Source organism: Paenibacillus apiarius, from assembly GCF_017052585.1.
Lineage (GTDB): Bacteria > Bacillota > Bacilli > Paenibacillales > Paenibacillaceae > Paenibacillus_B > Paenibacillus_B apiarius.
The window spans coordinates 2,522,501-2,541,089 of the sequence record NZ_JAFFHZ010000001.1; the positions used below are offsets into that span (position 1 = coordinate 2,522,501).

Annotated in this window: 12 protein-coding genes, 8 tRNA genes and 1 rRNA gene (1 of these 21 only partly in view); all 21 read left to right on the forward strand. The window is 51.6% G+C overall.

What is annotated here, in order from left to right; all coding sequences use genetic code 11:
- A 23S ribosomal RNA gene (locus tag JSQ80_RS11520) occupies window positions 1-1,784 on the forward strand (it extends 1,144 nt beyond the left edge of the window).
- Window positions 1,785-1,909: 125 nt separating this feature from the next.
- Window positions 1,910-1,998 (forward strand) — tRNA-Ser (locus JSQ80_RS11525).
- A gap of 23 nt (window positions 1,999-2,021) precedes the next feature.
- A tRNA-Met gene (locus JSQ80_RS11530) sits at window positions 2,022-2,098 on the forward strand.
- 30 nt (window positions 2,099-2,128) lie between these two features.
- Window positions 2,129-2,204 (forward strand) — tRNA-Val (locus JSQ80_RS11535).
- A 6-nt stretch (window positions 2,205-2,210) separates the two neighbouring features.
- Window positions 2,211-2,286 (forward strand) — tRNA-Thr (locus tag JSQ80_RS11540).
- Between the two features lie 9 nt (window positions 2,287-2,295).
- Window positions 2,296-2,372: transfer RNA gene (locus JSQ80_RS11545), tRNA-Asp, on the forward strand.
- A 53-nt stretch (window positions 2,373-2,425) separates the two neighbouring features.
- Window positions 2,426-2,501, forward strand: a tRNA-Phe gene (locus JSQ80_RS11550).
- A gap of 9 nt (window positions 2,502-2,510) precedes the next feature.
- Window positions 2,511-2,596: transfer RNA gene (locus JSQ80_RS11555), tRNA-Tyr, on the forward strand.
- A gap of 6 nt (window positions 2,597-2,602) precedes the next feature.
- Window positions 2,603-2,678: transfer RNA gene (locus tag JSQ80_RS11560), tRNA-Lys, on the forward strand.
- A 371-nt stretch (window positions 2,679-3,049) separates the two neighbouring features.
- Window positions 3,050-4,585, forward strand: a complete 1,536-nt coding sequence (locus tag JSQ80_RS11565) for a chitinase (RefSeq protein WP_206097558.1) — start codon at window positions 3,050-3,052, stop codon at window positions 4,583-4,585.
- Between the two features lie 179 nt (window positions 4,586-4,764).
- Window positions 4,765-6,420: an RNA polymerase sigma factor gene (locus tag JSQ80_RS11570; protein ID WP_206095378.1), complete on the forward strand. Its 1,656-nt coding sequence runs from the start codon at window positions 4,765-4,767 to the stop codon at window positions 6,418-6,420.
- 137 nt (window positions 6,421-6,557) lie between these two features.
- The gene (locus JSQ80_RS11575; RefSeq protein ID WP_206095379.1) at window positions 6,558-7,979 is read left to right on the forward strand and encodes a VOC family protein; all 1,422 of its coding nucleotides are present in this window, start codon (window positions 6,558-6,560) and stop codon (window positions 7,977-7,979) included.
- A 132-nt stretch (window positions 7,980-8,111) separates the two neighbouring features.
- Window positions 8,112-9,224: a PucR family transcriptional regulator gene (locus JSQ80_RS11580; protein ID WP_206095380.1), complete on the forward strand. Its 1,113-nt coding sequence runs from the start codon at window positions 8,112-8,114 to the stop codon at window positions 9,222-9,224.
- Window positions 9,225-9,327: 103 nt separating this feature from the next.
- Window positions 9,328-10,449 carry an ABC transporter ATP-binding protein gene (locus tag JSQ80_RS11585; RefSeq protein WP_087434393.1) on the forward strand — a complete coding sequence of 374 codons (1,122 nt, stop codon included), beginning with the start codon at window positions 9,328-9,330 and terminating at the stop codon, window positions 10,447-10,449.
- Between the two features lie 492 nt (window positions 10,450-10,941).
- Window positions 10,942-11,880, forward strand: coding sequence for an HPr(Ser) kinase/phosphatase (gene hprK / locus JSQ80_RS11590; protein ID WP_087434394.1), 939 nt, complete (start codon window positions 10,942-10,944; stop codon window positions 11,878-11,880).
- A gap of 43 nt (window positions 11,881-11,923) precedes the next feature.
- The gene (gene lgt / locus JSQ80_RS11595; RefSeq protein ID WP_206095381.1) at window positions 11,924-13,099 is read left to right on the forward strand and encodes a prolipoprotein diacylglyceryl transferase; all 1,176 of its coding nucleotides are present in this window, start codon (window positions 11,924-11,926) and stop codon (window positions 13,097-13,099) included.
- A gap of 5 nt (window positions 13,100-13,104) precedes the next feature.
- Window positions 13,105-13,758, forward strand: coding sequence for a pyrophosphatase PpaX (ppaX, locus tag JSQ80_RS11600; RefSeq protein WP_087434396.1), 654 nt, complete (start codon window positions 13,105-13,107; stop codon window positions 13,756-13,758).
- A complete protein-coding gene (locus tag JSQ80_RS11605) occupies window positions 13,755-14,249 on the forward strand; it encodes an acyltransferase (RefSeq protein WP_087434397.1) in 495 nt (164 codons plus the stop codon). The genes ppaX and JSQ80_RS11605 overlap by 4 nt, the downstream gene beginning before the upstream one ends.
- Window positions 14,250-14,455: 206 nt before the next feature.
- A complete protein-coding gene (locus JSQ80_RS11610; RefSeq protein WP_206095382.1) occupies window positions 14,456-15,694 on the forward strand; it encodes a polysaccharide deacetylase family protein in 1,239 nt (412 codons plus the stop codon).
- Window positions 15,695-15,728: 34 nt separating this feature from the next.
- Window positions 15,729-16,913 (forward strand): acyltransferase, encoded by a 1,185-nt coding sequence (locus JSQ80_RS11615; RefSeq protein WP_206095383.1) that lies wholly within the window; start codon window positions 15,729-15,731, stop codon window positions 16,911-16,913.
- Window positions 16,914-17,438: 525 nt separating this feature from the next.
- A complete protein-coding gene (locus tag JSQ80_RS11620; RefSeq protein ID WP_240463626.1) occupies window positions 17,439-18,581 on the forward strand; it encodes an ATP phosphoribosyltransferase regulatory subunit in 1,143 nt (380 codons plus the stop codon).
- Window positions 18,582-18,589 lie beyond the last annotated feature (8 nt).

Sequence of the window (18,589 nt, forward strand, 5' to 3'; positions counted from 1 at the left end):
TAGCTCACTGGTCGAGTGAATCTGCGCCGAAAATGTAACGGGGCTAAACGTATCGCCGAAGCTATGGCTTGCATCGTAAGATGCATGGGTAGGGGAGCGTTGTGTATCGGGTTGAAGGTAGACCGGAAGGACTGCTGGACTATACACAAGTGAGAATGCCGGTATGAGTAACGAAAAGACATGTGAGAATCATGTCCGCCGAAAGCCTAAGGGTTCCTGGGGAAGGCTCGTCCGCCCAGGGTAAGTCGGGACCTAAGGCGAGGCCGAAAGGCGTAGTCGAAGGACAACAGGTTGAAATTCCTGTACCACCGTAAGCCGTTATGAGCAATGGGGGGACGCAGAAGGATAGGGACGCGAGCTGATGGATGCTCGTCCAAGCAGTGAGGCCGGTCAGTAGGCAAATCCGCTGACCATAAGGCTGGGCTGTGACGGGGAGGGAAATTTATAGTACCGAAGGTCTTGATTTCATGCTGCCAAGAAAAGCCTCTAGCCAGGTGAAGGTGCCCGTACCGCAAACCGACACAGGTAGGCGAGAAGAGAATTCTAAGGCGCGCGGAAGAACTCTCGTTAAGGAACTCGGCAAAATGACCCCGTAACTTCGGGAGAAGGGGTGCCTCGGTAGGGTGAATAGCCCGAGGGGGCCGCAGTGAAAAGGCCCAAGCGACTGTTTAGCAAAAACACAGGTCTGTGCGAAGCCGCAAGGCGAAGTATACGGGCTGACGCCTGCCCGGTGCTGGAAGGTTAAGGGGAGTGGTTAGCCGCAAGGCGAAGCTATGAACCGAAGCCCCAGTAAACGGCGGCCGTAACTATAACGGTCCTAAGGTAGCGAAATTCCTTGTCAGGTAAATTCTGACCCGCACGAATGGCGTAACGACTTGGGCGCTGTCTCAACGAGAGATCCGGTGAAATTTTAATACCTGTGAAGATGCAGGTTACCCGCGACAAGACGGAAAGACCCCATGGAGCTTTACTGCAGCTTGATATTGGACTTTGGTACGGTCTGTACAGGATAGGTGGGAGCCTGCGAAGCCGGTGCGCCAGCATCGGTGGAGGCATCGTTGGGATACCACCCTGATCGTATCGGAGTTCTAACCTAGGACCGTAATCCGGTTCGGGGACAGTGTCAGGTGGGCAGTTTGACTGGGGCGGTCGCCTCCTAAAGAGTAACGGAGGCGCCCCAAGGTTCCCTCAGAATGGTTGGAAATCATTCGAAGAGTGCAAAGGCAGAAGGGAGCTTGACTGCGAGACCTACAAGTCGAGCAGGGACGAAAGTCGGGCTTAGTGATCCGGTGGTACCGCATGGAAGGGCCATCGCTCAACGGATAAAAGCTACCCTGGGGATAACAGGCTTATCTCCCCCAAGAGTCCACATCGACGGGGAGGTTTGGCACCTCGATGTCGGCTCATCGCATCCTGGGGCTGAAGTAGGTCCCAAGGGTTGGGCTGTTCGCCCATTAAAGCGGTACGCGAGCTGGGTTCAGAACGTCGTGAGACAGTTCGGTCCCTATCTGTCGCGGGCGTAGGAAATTTGAGAGGAGCTGTCCTTAGTACGAGAGGACCGGGATGGACGTACCGCTGGTGTACCAGTTGTCTCGCCAGAGGCATGGCTGGGTAGCTACGTACGGAAGGGATAAGCGCTGAAAGCATCTAAGCGTGAAGCCCCCCTCAAGATGAGATTTCCCAATTAGTAAGACCCCTTGAAGACGACGAGGTAGATAGGTTCGGGGTGGAAGCACAGCAATGTGTGGAGCTGACGAATACTAATCGGTCGAGGGCTTATCCTACTAACACAATTGATTCTAGAGCAAATGAAACTTTCGCGTTCAGTTTTCAAGGCGCAATGCCTTGTGTATTACTCGTAAATCACTTATAATACGGTGGACATGCGTTATTAGCACCTTAACTATGTGGGGAGATACCCAAGAGGCCGAAGGGGATGCTTTGCTAAAGCATTAGGGTGTAACAGCCGCGAGGGTTCGAATCCCTCTCTCTCCGCCAGAGTGATTACAAGTTTATAATATGGCGGTGTAGCTCAGCTGGCTAGAGCGTACGGTTCATACCCGTGAGGTCGGGGGTTCGATCCCCTCCGCCGCTACCATTACTTTCTTTAATTGAATACTTTAATTGTGGACGCTTAGCTCAGCTGGGAGAGCATCTGCCTTACAAGCAGAGGGTCGGCGGTTCGATCCCGTCAGCGTCCACCATATTATGCCGGTGTAGCTCAGTTGGTAGAGCGGCTGACTTGTAATCAGTAGGTCGTGGGTTCGACTCCTATCGCCGGCACCATTTTCTCAAGGAGCTGTGGTGTAGAGGCCTAACATGCCTGCCTGTCACGCAGGAGAACGCGGGTTCGAATCCCGTCAGCTCCGCCATTTTTATTTTTGAATGAAGATGGACGATATATAACCGTATTTCAATTAAATACGGCTCGGTAGCTCAGTCGGTAGAGCAGAGGACTGAAAATCCTCGTGTCGGCGGTTCGATTCCGTCCCGAGCCACCATGTAATTATGGAGGATTAGCGAAGTGGCCAAACGCAGCAGACTGTAAATCTGTTCCCGTACGGGTTCGGTGGTTCGAATCCATCATCCTCCACCATAGTAAGAGCCATTAGCTCAGTTGGTAGAGCACCTGACTTTTAATCAGGGTGTCGAAGGTTCGAGTCCTTCATGGCTCACCAGTTATGCCATCAACTTCAGTATATGCTGAAGTTTTTTTGTTTTATACGTTTTTGCACCGTAAGGACATGATATATGAACATGATTACAGCCGGGCTTGAGACAATCAAGCCCGGCTTTTTGATATGTGCGGATAAATAGAATAATATCCCTTTCTATAGATATTTATCCTTGCAACTATCTCCTGAAAAGTAGTTTATTAGAGATACAACATTTGTGACTATACTTTGAACTTTCGGAGACGTCTTCGGTGCCGCATGCCGAATTACGCAGCATTCCGGAAGCGAATGTCATTCTGACGGGGAGGTGATATTTGGCGGAAGCCTATCATCCTTAAAGAGCAAGATATCGAATTGATTGAGGGAGGAATATGATGAAAAATAAGGCAACGAAGAAAAAAACGTTTGTTTTTCTGTTCGTGTTGATCCTCTTGTTTTCCTTACTACCTGTAAGCGCTTTTGCAGCGCCGCACTGGTCGCCAAACATCTCTTATCAGACTGGCGATGTGGTCAATTACAGCGGCACTGCTTATAAATGCCTGCAGCCTCATACCTCGCTTCCGGGCTGGGAGCCGCCGAACGTGCCTGCACTATGGTCGGCGCAAGGGGGAGGAGATCCCGGCCCGGAACCGGATACTCAGGCGCCGTCCGCTCCGGCGAATCTCGCTGCTACCGGGTCTGCTTCGACGACCGTTTCGTTAAGTTGGAGCGCAGCTACGGACAATGTCGGCGTGACTGGCTACGATGTGTTAAAGAACGGGACGCTTGCCGGAACGACGCCTTCTACTTCCTATACAGTGACGGGGCTGACGCCGAATACGTCTTATACGTTCACGGTTAAGGCAAAGGATGCGGCGGACAACGTGTCCGCTGCAAGCAACGCCGTAACCATCACGACCGGCTCTGGAGAGCCGAATCCCAATCCGATAGCGGAAAAATTACTGATCGGATATTGGCATAATTTCGATAACGGCTCGACCGCCTTGAAGCTAAGAAACATATCGCCGTTGTATGACGTCATTCAAGTCGCTTTCGCCGAAACGACGGGAGGCGACCGCGCCACATTAAGCTTTACGCCGTACAATGCGACTGTCGCCGAATTCCAATCGGATATTGCCCACCTTCACAGTCAGGGCAAAAAGGTGCTTATTTCTATCGGCGGACAGAACGGCTCGGTCGAGCTTCATAACAATACCGACATACAAAATTTTGTGAGTTCTATGACGAACATCATTCAAACCTATGGGTTCGACGGGCTTGACATCGACTTGGAGGGCGGCTCGATTTCCCTTGGCGGCGGGGATACGGATTACCGCAATCCGACGACACCGAAAATCGTCAACCTGATCACCGCCGTCCGGCAGCTCAGCAACAATATCGGACCGAACTTTATGCTGACAATGGCGCCGGAAACCGCGTACGTGCAGGGAGGCATCGTTTCATACGCCGGGCCGTGGGGGGCGTACTTGCCCGTTATCCACGGGCTGCGCGATAAGCTGACATTTATTCATGTGCAGCATTATAACGCTGGCGGCAACGAGGCGCTGGACGGACGTGTCTATAATCAGGGCACGGCGGATTTCCATGTTGCCATGGCGGAAATGCTGCTGTATGGCTTCCCGATTAATCGCAATCCGAGCAACATATTCCAACCGCTTCGGGAGGATCAGGTGGCGATCGGCATGCCTTCCGTACCAAGCGCAGCACCGTCAGGCGGGTACACCTCGGCTGCGGACGTCGCCAAAGCGCTCAAATATCTGGTGAAGGGCACGCCGTATGGAGGAACGTATTCCTTGCAAAGACCGGAAGGTTATCCGAACTTCCGCGGTGTGATGACCTGGTCGATCAATTGGGATGCGACGAGCGGATACGCGTTCGCCAACAACGTAAAATCGGCTTTCAACTTTTGAGCGCTGAGAACATGAACATGGTTATCGGATTATGCAGCCGGACTTGAGAACAAACAAGTCCGGTTTTTTTAATTTTACGAAATCGTTGCAGAAGGATATGGGTCTCTAACGTTAAATATATGATACGAAGACAAGAACGGATGAGAGAATGCTTGGTGGTGAAAAACGGAGGGGTCATCATGAGGATTGAAGACTTGCGTTCGGAAAATCTAACAGATCTGGTTGCTCAGGCACGTCTTGGAGATCGGGAAGCATTCGGCGAATTGGTTCGGCGTCATCGGACCCAGATGCTGACGTGGGCTCGCCGAATTACAGGAGACGCTGAGACAGCCGAAGATATTGTGCAGGATGCGCTTCTGCAGACGCTGCAAAAGCTTAGCACGCTGAAGGAGCCGGATAAATTCATCCCCTGGCTGCGCACGATCGTGCGCAATCGCGCTTTGATGGAGTTAAGGAGCTCGGCCAGAGCACGCTTAACCGGATGGACAGGCTGGACAACGGATGACCGTATTGACTCGCCGGAGCAGACGATGCATCTGGCACAGCAGGAGGTCGAACGGCGCGCACACCTGATAGACCCTGCAGATGCAGCACTCAAGCGGCAAGCGTTGGCACAATTTGAACGGTTGTTCGAACGGCTTGGTGAGCGGGAGCGTGCTGTATTGCTGGCGCATGGATTTGCCGAATTGCCGATCCCGGAGGTGGCCGTCCTGCTGGGCATGAAGAGCGGCGCCGTCTATACTGCGTTGTCGCGTGCGCGCCGCAAGCTGACGGATGCGAACTTTCAAGCAGAGGTATCTCAATATGTAGCTGGCCGCCGTCAACGGGGGCTTCAGCGCTCCGGGATGGTAAGCGGGGCAAGATATCACTGGTTCGCTGGCGCGCGCAACACGATGGCCGCTACAATATTGGAGACGCTTCTGGCTACGGGCGTGCGCAACGTTTCCTTAGCCGATGTAATGGGGCTCTCTGGGCAAGCATTCAGCCTATACGCGACCCCCGGTATCGGGCTCAGCAGCGCGTATGCTTTCGATTGGGCGAAGGCCTCGAGATTCGGTTGGGGGAACCTGGGTTACTCGGCAGCCATATTTGGCGGAGCCGGTCTAGCTTTGCAGCGGCCGGACGATCTTGTTGGAGCAATGGAGCAGATGCAGGATTCTATTGTGCGCGGGACTCCGATTATCGCTTGGAACGTCTCGAGCGCTGAATTCGGCCTCATCTGCGGATTCGATGACGAAACAGGCGAATGGATGGTGACGGATACGACGGTAAGCGGCAAGCGCTTGCCATATGCCAAGCTCGGTCGCAGTCAACCGGGTGCCGAATGGTTCGTGGTTATACCAGGCACGCGTTATCCGGTGTCATGGCGGGATTCGCTGCACCGTGTCCTCGCACAAGCCGTTCGCCATATCCGCGGCCATGAGCAGGCCGTTCTGCCCGATTGCGCAGCCGGATTGAATGCATACGCGACATGGATAGAGGCTTTTCGTGAAAGCAGGACAGCCGAACCGCTATCTATTGCGTATCATGCGTCCTATACGGCTGAGGCGAGACGCAATGCAGCGCGGTTCCTGCAGGCACGACTTGCGGACGGCACGATACGTCACGTATGTAAGGAGACAGAGCCGGCCGTTCATCATGCCCGTGTCAGCTACACCATCGTAGCAGAGGCGTGGACTGCATTATCGCATTTGTTTCCACTGCCCTTCGGAGGCAATCCGCTTGGACCGGGGCTGGCCGAACGTGCTGTGCGGCTGCTGGAACGGGCGGCGGCGGAAGAGCGGCAAGCGGCGGACGCGTTGGAAGAAGCCGCAGATTGGCTGGATCGCAGGTAGTACAAAGCTGAATGTTACCATTCAAGAACGCCCTCATTAAAATATACGGCGATATGATGTAAGAAATAGCAAGGCAGGCGCATCCATATGAATGGAGGCTCTTACAGCCGAATCATAACCGTTCAGGAGGAGAAGCTATGAATCGAACGACAATCGCGGCAAAACAAGTTCATCCGGTTAAAAACCATATCGGTGGGGTATTCATGCATGTCAGCAATATGGAACGCTCCGTAAACTGGTATCACAAGTTATTCGGCCTGCCCAATCGCTCATCTGTAACCGACAAGGTGCATGAGATCGCCATGAACGGGGGAAGCGGCCTCGTGCTTGATCAGCACGGATATGATCGGGGACTATCGATGGCAGAACGGCCGATCCTGATGCTGCAATCCCCGGACGTGCATGCCGCATACCGATTCGCGAAGCAGAACGGTATACCGATCGAGTGGGAGATTGAACAATATCCGGGTATGGCGTTCTTCACGCTGCGCGATCCGGATGGCAATCTGCTTATGATTTGCGGCAATCCGGGCGAGACAGTAACCGGTCACGAAGAGGAGCCGGCGGGGACGGCAGCCGTCCAATACGATGGCGGCGGGACATGGCTTACGGTAAGAGGCAGCTCTACCCAGGGAAGATTGACACCGGAAGGTCTGGCGTTAACGGGCAGAGCGGTAACGGATGAAACCTTTCACACTCCGATTCGGATAGAGACAACGCTCCGCTTAGAGGCTGGATGCTTGCGTTTGCTATTTGGACCCCATGGTGAATTGACCTTTAACTATGGCGCATCTGCAAACGGGGGAGCAGGTGAAGAATTCTACGTCAATCACCCAAGCTTGCATAAGACATTCAGCTATACGGATAAAGGGGCTGTGCCATATGGGCAATGGGTGCGCATAGAATGGACGATTCGGGAACGTTCTATGGAAATTCACCTCGACGATCAATTGTTCCATGCTCAAGAAGGTTACTTCGGTGACACAGTCGGATTAGCCGGCATTGGATGTGACAATGGTCAAGTGACGGTTCGTTCCTTCTTCGCCGAGCCGCTTGCGGTGACCGCAGAAGTGCCTCATCTGGCCGTCTCAGGCGGTGGAGAGCCAATAGACGAATTGATTCCAGATCAAGTATGTCATCCGGTCATGACGGGAGAAGGACTCTGGTTGTCTTATAATGAGCACTGGGGAGATGCGCGCACGAAGGCGGAATACCCGGTCCCGTTTCAATGCCGGCTCAACATCCGGACCGATACGAACTCCCTCGTCCTGTATGGAGGCACTTCGGCAAAGGTCAAATTTCATACCAGCGGTGCCCTTAGCTTCATCGACCCGGTTACCAAAGAGGAAGCTTGGGCGGAAGGAAAGGGCGTGTTGCCGAATAAATGGACGGAAGTGGTATGGACAATGGAATCTGACCGGACGACGATTGCGGTGGATGGAGAAGTTAGGCTGGAGAGATCAGGCGATTTCTCAGGATGCACCTTCCGCCTTGGGGTTGGACCAGATCAAGGCAGCGCGCTCGTAGTGAATGCGATGGAGGTGGCAAGACTATCTTAATGTGCTGCAGCTTGAGACTCTGAGAGGAGGATCAAGCTGCTTTTATTATGCGAATGGGGATGCTGAAGGAAGACGCTCAGTTATGATACAATGGGACAAAAGAAGACGGACGAATGGGCGGAGTGAACAGTCATGGAAAAACAAGCTTTGCAGCTGCATATCGAACGAATTCTCGGCAAGAAATTGGTGCCGTTGTCAGTACCTGCCGAAGAGTGGCACGATTGGACGAAGGCGCGGGGCAAGGGGCGGCAGCCATCCGCACCTGCCGTTATGCATCAGCGTGACGGCAGGTGGCTGCTGCTATGGAAATCAGGTAAATCGACAACAGAACTCATGCAGATAGATGAACCTGCTTTAACGGAACAGGAACGGCAATGGATTGAGCTCGTCCTCTGGATGGAGCACCAGCCGAAGCCTTTGCATCCCAGCACGCATGCGGGCGATGAGCAGCAGGCGCTTATGTTGGGGCAATGGATTGCCGAACGGATGAGGGAAGGCGATGGAAGCGCAGAGGTTCCCGATACATTTTCCTGGAAAAACAAACTGTTCACTCAAGTCGTACCGTTTCTGCTGGTTGCCGAACATGCGCACCGGGAGGGACCCGGTTATAAGGATTTGTATAAATTGATGAAATCCTATTTTGGCGGCGAGCTTATTTTGATTCCGTTATCGGAAAAAGAATGGTTTATTTTATGCCCGGAGCAGCTTACACAAGCAAGCGAGAGCGATGATGACGATGATGAAAAGGAAACGATGGAAGAACTGCTGACATCGTTCTGTTACGGATTGTATGAACTGCTCGCCAATGAATGGGTGGGTGAAAGCCATTTTTCTATCGGGTATCCGTTTTCGCCGGTGAAGGGCATGCCCGCCGTCGTCGCCCAGCTGCGGGAAACAATCTATCTCGGGCGAACGTTTCATGTGACGGACAATATCCATCTGCCATGGGACCTGCATCTGGAGCGCTTGGTGAACAGCATTCCGGACGAAGTTCGCAAGCAATTCCTGCAACGGGTTGTGACGAAGGCGGACAGCTTCACGGATGTGGAGACGATGGCAACGCTTGAAACCTTTTTCCAATACGACTGCAGTGTAAGCGAGACGGCCAAACGATTGTATATCCATCGTAATACTTTACTGTACCGACTGGACAAGATAAAGCATGAGACAGGTCTGGATGTGCGCAAATTTACGGACGCCGTATTAGTGAAGCTCATTTTGCTATTGTACAAAGTCACGAAATAGGACATTCATTTTTTGTGCAACTTGTGTATAGTTATTTGTACATGGTTTAGTTAAGATATAAGTAACCGATTTCACGATAAACATGTTTAAGGGGGAAACGCACATGGCAGGCGTACGCTTAGAGCACATTTACAAAAAATATCCGGGTTCCGATAATCCAACAGTTAAGGACATCAATCTGGACATCCAAGACAAAGAGTTTCTCGTATTGGTAGGTCCATCCGGTTGCGGTAAATCTACAACGCTTCGTATGATTGCGGGTCTTGAAGAAATATCCGAAGGTAAATTGTACATTGGCGATCGCCTAGTTAATGATGTGGCTCCAAAAGACCGCGACATCGCGATGGTATTCCAATCCTACGCGTTGTACCCGCACATGAACGTGTATCAGAACATGGCGTTCGGTCTGAAACTTCGTAAATTCAAAAAAGAAGATATCGATAAGCGTGTGCGTGAAGCAGCTCGCATTCTGGATATCGAGCACTTGCTTGACCGTAAACCTAAGGCGTTGTCCGGCGGTCAGCGTCAGCGTGTTGCCCTTGGTCGTGCAATCGTCCGTGAACCTCAAGTGTTCTTGATGGACGAACCGCTTTCCAACTTGGACGCGAAATTGCGCGGTCAAATGCGCTCTGAAATTTCCAAACTGGCAAAACGTCTGCAAACGACAGTTATCTATGTAACGCATGACCAGATCGAAGCAATGACGATGGGTGACCGTATCGTTGTTATGAAAGACGGTATCATTCAGCAAGCGGCTGCTCCAGACATCCTGTACAATAATCCATTGAACATGTTCGTTGCAGGCTTTATCGGATCCCCGACAATGAACTTTATCAATGGTACGCTGTCCGAAGAAGGCGGCAACTTCCGCTTTAAAACAACGGGATTGGATGTTGTCGTGCCAGCTGGCAAAGCACAAGTGCTGAAAGAAAAAGGCTTCATCGGCAAAGAAGTTATACTCGGCGTGCGTCCTGAGGATATCCACGAAGAGCCTGTATTCTTGGAAGCATCGCCTACCAGCATCTTCACCGCTTCCATTGATGTTACGGAGAACATGGGTCATGAAATGTTCCTTTACTTGACAGGTATCGGCAAAGAGACGGTTATCGCACGCGTTGACGGCCGTTCCAATTCGAAAGATGGTCAAAACGTGAAGCTTGCCATCGATATGAACAAAGTTCATGTCTTTGATAAAGACACAGAATTGAACCTGTTCGAAAACTAATCAACGATTATACTGAGGCTAGCCATTCCGGCTAGCCTTTTTTGGTTTTTTTCAAACGTATACGACTGGAAGTGAATTTCCATTGTAAAATATGACAGTGAAATGTGCGGCTTGAGCGGTAAAATGACAAGGAGACTGTATTTGTCCAGTGGATCAGACTGTTTACCTGCAACCGCTGTGGAATTAGTTCAAACCAGTGTGCGAAATCCGATGAAACCAGCCGTAATGGGATGCGCCGCTGATCCGTTGCACAAAATCCAATGGATGATGCGATTGGGGAATTTGGTTGCGGTGTGGCTGTCAACAAGATTTCTAGATTTTTAGCATATAGAATGGTGATATGATGCTTGTCCCGCTTGCGCTGACATTGCGAGAACTGGCACATTGATCTGTGCGTCATTTTCCTTTACGATGATTACAATGAGGTAAGGGCACTTCGCCCCAAGGGGTATACAGATAATGAAGTGCCGCCAGACGAAGGAGTGAACGACGATGGCCAAGAAGGTGAAAGTTGCCGAAATGGTGGAGCAGTGCCACCTGGAGGTATTGGCTGGCGAGCAAGGCTTGAAACGACTGATTACAGTCGATGATCTGCATCGTCCTGGGCTGGAGATGGCCGGGTATTTTGAATACCATCCGAAGGAACGGGTTCAACTCATTGGCAAGACGGAATTATCTTTCTTTGAAACGTTATCGCCGGAAGCGAAGCGTGAACGGATGCAATTGTTCTGCTCTGAGGAGATGCCGTGCATTATCGTGACGAGAGGGCTCGAAGTGCCTCAGGAGCTGATGGACGTCTGCCAAGAACAGCAGGTTCCATTGCTGCGCTCTCAAATGGCGACGACGATTCTGTCGAGCCGCATTACGAACTTTCTGGAGAAAAAGTTGGCGCCGACCGCGACGATTCATGGCGTTTTGGTCGATGTATACGGTGTTGGAATGCTCATTTCGGGAGGCAGCGGAATCGGGAAAAGCGAAACCGCGTTGGAGCTAGTCAAACGTGGACACCGGCTTGTGGCGGACGATGCCGTAGAGATTCGGCAAACTTCCGATTTTCAACTGCATGGCTCCGCGCCGGAACTGATTCGGCATTTGCTTGAAATTCGCGGTATCGGCATTATTAACGTCATGACCTTGTTCGGGGCAGGAGCGATTCGGAACAACAAGCGCATCAGCGTGGTCATTAAATTGGAGAATTGGCAACAAGATAAGCAATATGACCGTCTCGGCATTGACGAGGAGACAACGCGCATCATTGATACCGATGTGCCGCTTGTGACGATTCCAGTGCGTCCCGGACGGAACTTGGCCGTAATTATCGAGGTTGCTGCGATGAACTATCGGTTGAAGCGCATGGGGTACAACGCGGCGCTGCAGTTCACCAATAAGCTGACGGAAACAATTGCTGAGGATATGGAAGATTTTGATTAATATCGATTCGTATGCATACTGGATAAATGAAGGAGTGTGAAGGATGGCAACACTGTTGCTCGATCCGATAGCCTTCCAGCTAGGACCGCTGAAGGTGCATTGGTACGGCTTGATTCTCGGCACGGCTGCGCTGGTCGGACTGTTGTTGGCTATTCGTGAAGGGAAGCGCTTTGGTGTTTCTCAAGATTTTTTCATGGATTTATTATTGTTCGGTGTACCTTCCGCTCTTGTCGGGGCGCGTGCGTATTATGTCGCGTTCAAATGGGATGACTATAAGGATGACTGGCTTGAAATATTTAAAATTTGGCATGGAGGCATTGCGATATATGGCGCTTTAATCGGTGCGGTCATCTGTGCCTTGATCTATGTAAGGAAAAAGGGTTACAGCTTCTGGCGCATCGCCGACTTCTGCGCGCCCGGGCTGCTGATCGGACAAGCGATCGGACGCTGGGGCAACTATGTCAACCAAGAAGCTTACGGCGGACCAGTCTCGGAGTCTTTCTTGCGCAACACGCTTCATTTGCCTGACTTTATCGTTAATCAAATGAATGTGAACGGCACGTTCCATCATCCCACGTTCTTATACGAATCAGTATGGAGCTTCGTGGGCGTCCTGCTCTTGTTCGGACTGCGACGCTTGCGCGGTGTTCGAAGCGGCGAGGTGTTCATCAGCTACTTGATCTGGTATTCAATTGGCCGATTCTTCATCGAAGGCTTGCGCACAGACAGCTTGGCCTATCAAGGAGCGGATTGGGTCGTATCCTTGGTGGATGCATTATGGTCGCCGATGTATGTCTTATTTGAACCAGGCTTCTTGGATCCCGAGTATGGCAACGTGCGGATTTCCCAGCTGCTGGCCATCTTCCTTATCGTAGCGGGAGTTATTCTGATTATAGTCCGCCGTGCAACGGGGGCGGCGAGCACCCTGTACAGCTCGCCGATTGTATCTGCGCCCGGACAGGCCCATGCTGCGCCTGTACAGAGTGAAGGCAACGGCAGCCCTCAGGCTGGTGACGCCAAGTACAATGCCGTCAATTCTGCGGCAGTGCAGGAGAATAAGTTCGAGCCCGATCGGGAGCCGGAAAAGGAACACATTGCGGATACCGATTCCGGGGCTCTCGAAGCGGACGCTGTCCCTGAACAGGTGAGCGAGGAGCCTGCGGCGGGCGATGCTTCCAGCCAAGCGCCGGGGGCTAACAGTGAAACAAAGGAGAATTAGCATATATGATTCAAACGGTATTATTTGATCTGGACGGCACCATTATCGACACGAATGAGCTTATCATTCAGACCTTCCTGCACGTGCTGAAGGATAAGACGCCGTCTCCGTTCGCGCGCGAGTCGATCATTCCGAGCATGGGGCTTCCGTTGGAGCATCAAATCCGTATTTTTACCGGGTTGGAGCAGGTGGATGATCTCGTGGAGGCTTACCGGGAATATAACATTGCCCGCCATGACGAGTTGGTGCGCGAATTTCCCCACGTTACCGAAGTCATTGAGACGCTGCATCGACATGGAATTCGGCTCGGGGTCGTAACGACGAAGATGCGCCTTACGACCGAGCGGGCGCTGCGCATGTTCGGACTGTATGAGCAATTGGGAACGATCGTTACCATTCAGGACGTGACGCAGCCTAAGCCTCATCCTGAACCGGTTCTTCGAGCCATCGAGGCGCTGCAGGCCGATCCGGCCACCACACTCATGGTAGGGGATAGTCCTGCAGATATTCAATCCGCTAATGCGGCAGGTGCGATATCGTGCGGCGTGGCTTGGTCGTTGAAGGGGGAAGCGGTTCTGCGGCAGTACGACCCTCGCCATATTATCCATGATATGCGCGATTTGTACGCGCTCGTCGGATTGGAGCGGGATGAAGGGTGAGAGACGTTGAGCGGCATCCCGTAGAAGGTCCGAACAGCTTGTGGCAAATATACCGTACGGTCAGTCCTTGGAAAGGCATGTGGAATTTCATATGCATCCAACTGGCCCGATATTGCCCCTCCTTGCGGGTCAAGCTGTGGATCTACCGCCGGCTGCTTCGTATGAAGGTGGGGCAGCACACGGCGTTCGGTCTGATGGCGATGGTGGATGTATTTTTTCCGGAGCGCATCGAGATTGGGGACAACACGGTTATCGGGTATAATTCTACCATTTTGGCGCATGAGTATTTGATTCATGAGTATCGGCTCGGAGCCGTTCGGATCGGCAGCAACGTCATGATCGGAGCAAACAGCACCATTTTGCCCGGGGTGACCATTGGAGACGGCGCCGTGGTAGCTGCGGGAACTGTTGTGCATAAGGACGTCTTGCCTGGTCACATGGTCGGCGGCAATCCGATGCAGGTGATCCGTGAGTCCTCCCGTTCATCTTAGAAACACAACGCTTCTAACAGACTAAATAGTATACCTGCAGACCGGAAGAAATGGCTAAGCCACAGCTTCCGGTTTTTGGTTTGTACCTCTATGTTTGATAAACGTGGACGCAGCGCAGAGCCGACTGAAAAATGGGAATGACATTGAAGGAGAATTATGCTAGTTTTGTATGTATGTAATGATAGGAAAATGAGGGAAATGGCATCATGTGGATGAAACGTATAGCAGTCGTATTACTGCTCATTGCTGTCTTGTGCTCCACTTTGCTTATTATGGACACGGATAGGGCAAGGGTATTATCGTACCGAATCGAATGGGAAGGCAACGCGCGGGAAGATAGAAACGCTATTCAGATTGGAGATGAATGGTACATTCCGACCGACGTGCTGGCCCAAGCCTACGGGATTCAAGTGCAGGCGAGGGGCAGCGAATTGCAGCTGTCAACAACGGCGAACGGGAAATCACATTGGAATTACAAGCCTATTCATTATCGAGATGAAGTCATTACTGTGATGTACCACAACATTGAGAAAAATCCGAGCCACGTGACGTTCATCTCGCCATACCAGTTGGAAGATCAATTGCAGCACATGCTGAATGACAATTTTCACTTTATTACGATGGAACAATACATAAATTTTATGCTCCATGGGGGAGCGGTACCGCCGAATGCTGTTTTATTGACTTTTGATGACGGGTATGAGTCTTTTTATAGCGAAGTATATCCTATCTTGTTAAAATATCGTTTAACCGCTGCCAACTTCGTCATCGTATCCTCGATCGACAACCGCAAGCAGATAGGGCGTCCCAAATTGAGTTGGGCGCAAATGCGGGAAATGAAGCAGCACGGGATGAGCTTTTATAGCCATACTTATGATTCACATGCGTACGCTTCCATCGATCAACGCGGAAAACAGAGGCCGATGTTGACTCACCAGCTGTATCTGGCGAAAGAACGGAGGCTGGAAACGGACAAGGAATATATAACCCGAATTAAGCATGATCTGGGAAAAGCTGAATTGCGGTTAAAGGAGATGCTCGGGAATGAGAGGAGCGTGCTTGCGTTTCCGTATGGTGCCTATAACCAGGACGTGCTCAAGGTGTGCAAGGAGCTTGGCATCGATCTTACATTTACGGTCAAGCCGGGCATTAACCAGCGCACGAGGCCGAATGGTTTCCGAATCAATGCCGGTAACCAGCAGATTCTTTCGGCTGATTTAATCGAACAAATGCGCAACCGGGGCCTAAGGACGAAGCTGTCACGCGCCAAGTCGCCGAACGTCGTCAAATGGAATGGTACGGCGTTGGGCTTCGAACGAACACCTGTCGTAAAGAATGGACAGTGGTATTTGCCGCTAGGCGAGCTTCGAAACGTCTTCGGACTGCGCTACCAAATCGATTCCTCTTTGCAAAGGGTGCGATTATTTACTGAAACCCGACAATAGAGAACAAAAGACAAACCGAATAGGGGGGATGGGAATGGCGGCACGCAAGGAGCGCATTACAACGATACCTATCGTTCGTGCGCTGGCCATGCTTGGTGTAATAAGTGTCCATGCAACCTCGGATGCGGCCGTAGAAATGACTCGATCGAAAATGTACTATGGGTACACGTTCTTTAATATTTTTTTTAAATACGGCACGCCGACGTTCATTTTACTGAGCAGTTTTGTTTTATTTTATAATTATGGCGGGCGGGAAATGCTCCAATCGTCTGTGCTCAGGAAGTTTTATCGCAATCGTCTGCGGTATGTCATTATTCCGTACATGCTTAGTTCGATCTTTTATTTTACGTTCGTACATACGACGATCTACACGGATCGAGGCTGGGATGAGATGATGCGCATATTTGCCGCTCAGATTCTAACCGGTTCAGCGTATACTCACTTATATTTTGTTTTCATCAGCATCCAGTTCTATCTTTTGTTTCCGCTCATGCTGCAGCTGTTTCGCTCACGTAAAGTTACGGCTTGGGCGATACCCCTTGGGCTGTTGCTCCAATGGATATTCGTCGTGTGGAATAAATACGACTTGCAAGTCGTGGCGAAGGGCAGCATAGCGTTATCGTATATGAGCTATTATTTCTTGGGCGCTTATTTGGGCTTGAATTACGAGCGCGTTCGTCCATGGTTAAGCTCGTTGGGGATGAAGGGCACGCAAACGTCTTACCGTATCGGAACGGCACTTCTGTGGGCAAGTTGGCTCGTGTGCGCGCTTCTGCATGTGCAGATTTGGTTCTGGACCCGTTCTACAGGGCAAATCATGAATTCGTTAGTTTACGAACTGTTATGGAATATCCATACGCTGTTATCGGCCATCGTTCTCATGCAATTGGCCTTTTATTTGGAACGCCGGCTTCCGGACTTGCTGCGCCGCGCGATGGTTCGATTAGGGGAGTTGTCCTTTGGCATCTATTTGGTGCATCCCTTCTTCCTTGCCGCGTATCGGCAGGTACCGTGGCATCAGGGCAAATCGCTGCTGTATCCGCTCTATTTGGCGGGCGGATATATGTTTGCTCTCGGCATGTCGTGGCTCGTCGTGTCGCTCGCGTTCAGTTATATTCCCTTTGCATGGGTAGGGTTGGGTGCTCCTCCAAGCCGTTCCTTGGCCAATAGACGCCGAAGCTCGATGGTATCTGTAAGCTCAACCAGCTCGGGCGCCTGAGAAACGTTCGAAAAGATGGATAAGTCGTCTGCGCATGTGCGCAGGCGGCTTTTTTCTTAACGTTGGATGAAACCATTCTCTGTATACGGTCATTTATCCTCTTGAAGCGTTGCGAAGGTGCCTTGAGCCGAGAAAAATGGGGCGTTAACGCTTTTTCTATATTTACCCTTTTGGCCACTCTCCCAATGTCTCAGACTGTGTGATGAAAGCTTGGTGCGTGGTGATTGAATTAAGAAGGATCAATCGATGTTTACCTACTCTGAAGCGATTAAAATCCGAATAGTTGGGAGAGTGGACAAAAGGTCGTTTCAATTCCCGCCTTAGCGGCAGAACGCGCGGTTTCCCACAAATGAACAGACTGAATAAGCCCTTCCTTAGGAAGGGGGCTCTGGAAACAAACTAGGGACGGGAAGGATTGACGCGTCGTTCGTTCCGTGATAATATACTTTTAAATTTCTTCATTTTGCTAATAAGGTAACTTGGTAATATATTAACACACTAAAGCGTTAAGAGCGGAGTGACAGGATGACAAAGCCAAGAATGTTCGAGAAACCTTCCGGTGTGCGTGATTATTTGCCAGAAGCCGTGCGCAAGCTGCGATATATCGAGCGCGAAGCGCTCCATACGATGGAATGCTGGGGATACAAGCAGCTTATTACGCCTACAATGGAGTTCTATGATACGGTAGGCACGGCAAGCTCCACTTCGGACCATAAGCTGTTCAAGCTCCTGAATCAACGAGGAACGACGATGGTGCTTCGTTCCGATATGACGGCCCCGATAGCGCGCGTTGTTTCTTCGCTGCTTGGCAAGGAGCCATTTCCGATTCGGCTGTCCTATCATGCCAACGTGTTTCGTTCCATGGAGGAGGAGGCGGGTCGGGAAGCCGAGTTCTATCAGACGGGGGCCGAACTGGTCGGGGACGGATCTCCGGAAGCGGATGCGGAAGTGATTGCACTGGCGATAGCGTGTCTGAAAGCGACGGGCATCGAACGATTTAAGGTTGCTCTAGGTCACCACGGATATTTGCAGGGTTTATTCCAATATACGCTGCCGCAGGGCGAGGAACCGCAGACAAGGCTTAAGCAGTGCCTGGTACAACGGGATGTGGTCGGCTTCCGCGAGCAGGTGAGCCTTTTGGATGTGACGGCTGAACGGAAGGAACGATTGGAAGCCGTGCTTCAGCTGCGGGGCGGCCGGAGCGTGTTGGCAACCGCGCGGGGCATCGCCGATGAGCCTGTGATGGAGGCTTCCCTTCTTCATTTGGAGCAGGTGTGGGAAGTGCTTGAAGCTTACGGTGTCAGCGAGCATATTGTGCTTGATCTGACGATGATGGGCGATTTTTCTTATTATACAGGCATGATTTTCGAGGGGTATGCAGCCGAGATGGGTTTTCCGGTAATGAGCGGAGGGCGGTATGACAATTTGCTGCAGCAATTCGGGCGTTCGGCGCCGGCTACCGGCTTCGCTCTTAAGACGACGCGCATTATGGATGCCATATCGTTCGATCGGCAGGATAACGAACGCGAAGCGGCCGCCATGCTCATCCAATATGACGTGCTGTGCCGCAGAGAGGCGTTGATGGAAGCGGCCCGGCTTCGGGCCGAAGGCAGAATCGTCATTACGCAGCGCGTGGATCGGTTGGATAAGCCGATTGATGTTGACTGATTGGGAAT

What these genes read in the sequence shown, in the direction of transcription:
- JSQ80_RS11565 (WP_206097558.1), top strand. Translation starts at nt 3,050, where the DNA reads ATGAAAAATAAGGCAACGAAGAAAAAAACGTTTGTTTTTCTGTTCGTG.
- JSQ80_RS11570 (WP_206095378.1), top strand. Translation starts at nt 4,765, where the DNA reads ATGAGGATTGAAGACTTGCGTTCGGAAAATCTAACAGATCTGGTTGCT.
- JSQ80_RS11575 (WP_206095379.1), top strand. Translation starts at nt 6,558, where the DNA reads ATGAATCGAACGACAATCGCGGCAAAACAAGTTCATCCGGTTAAAAAC.
- JSQ80_RS11580 (WP_206095380.1), top strand. Translation starts at nt 8,112, where the DNA reads ATGGAAAAACAAGCTTTGCAGCTGCATATCGAACGAATTCTCGGCAAG.
- JSQ80_RS11585 (WP_087434393.1), top strand. Translation starts at nt 9,328, where the DNA reads ATGGCAGGCGTACGCTTAGAGCACATTTACAAAAAATATCCGGGTTCC.
- hprK (WP_087434394.1), top strand. Translation starts at nt 10,942, where the DNA reads ATGGCCAAGAAGGTGAAAGTTGCCGAAATGGTGGAGCAGTGCCACCTG.
- lgt (WP_206095381.1), top strand. Translation starts at nt 11,924, where the DNA reads ATGGCAACACTGTTGCTCGATCCGATAGCCTTCCAGCTAGGACCGCTG.
- ppaX (WP_087434396.1), top strand. Translation starts at nt 13,105, where the DNA reads ATGATTCAAACGGTATTATTTGATCTGGACGGCACCATTATCGACACG.
- JSQ80_RS11610 (WP_206095382.1), top strand. Translation starts at nt 14,456, where the DNA reads ATGTGGATGAAACGTATAGCAGTCGTATTACTGCTCATTGCTGTCTTG.
- JSQ80_RS11615 (WP_206095383.1), top strand. Translation starts at nt 15,729, where the DNA reads ATGGCGGCACGCAAGGAGCGCATTACAACGATACCTATCGTTCGTGCG.
- JSQ80_RS11620 (WP_240463626.1), top strand. Translation starts at nt 17,439, where the DNA reads ATGACAAAGCCAAGAATGTTCGAGAAACCTTCCGGTGTGCGTGATTAT.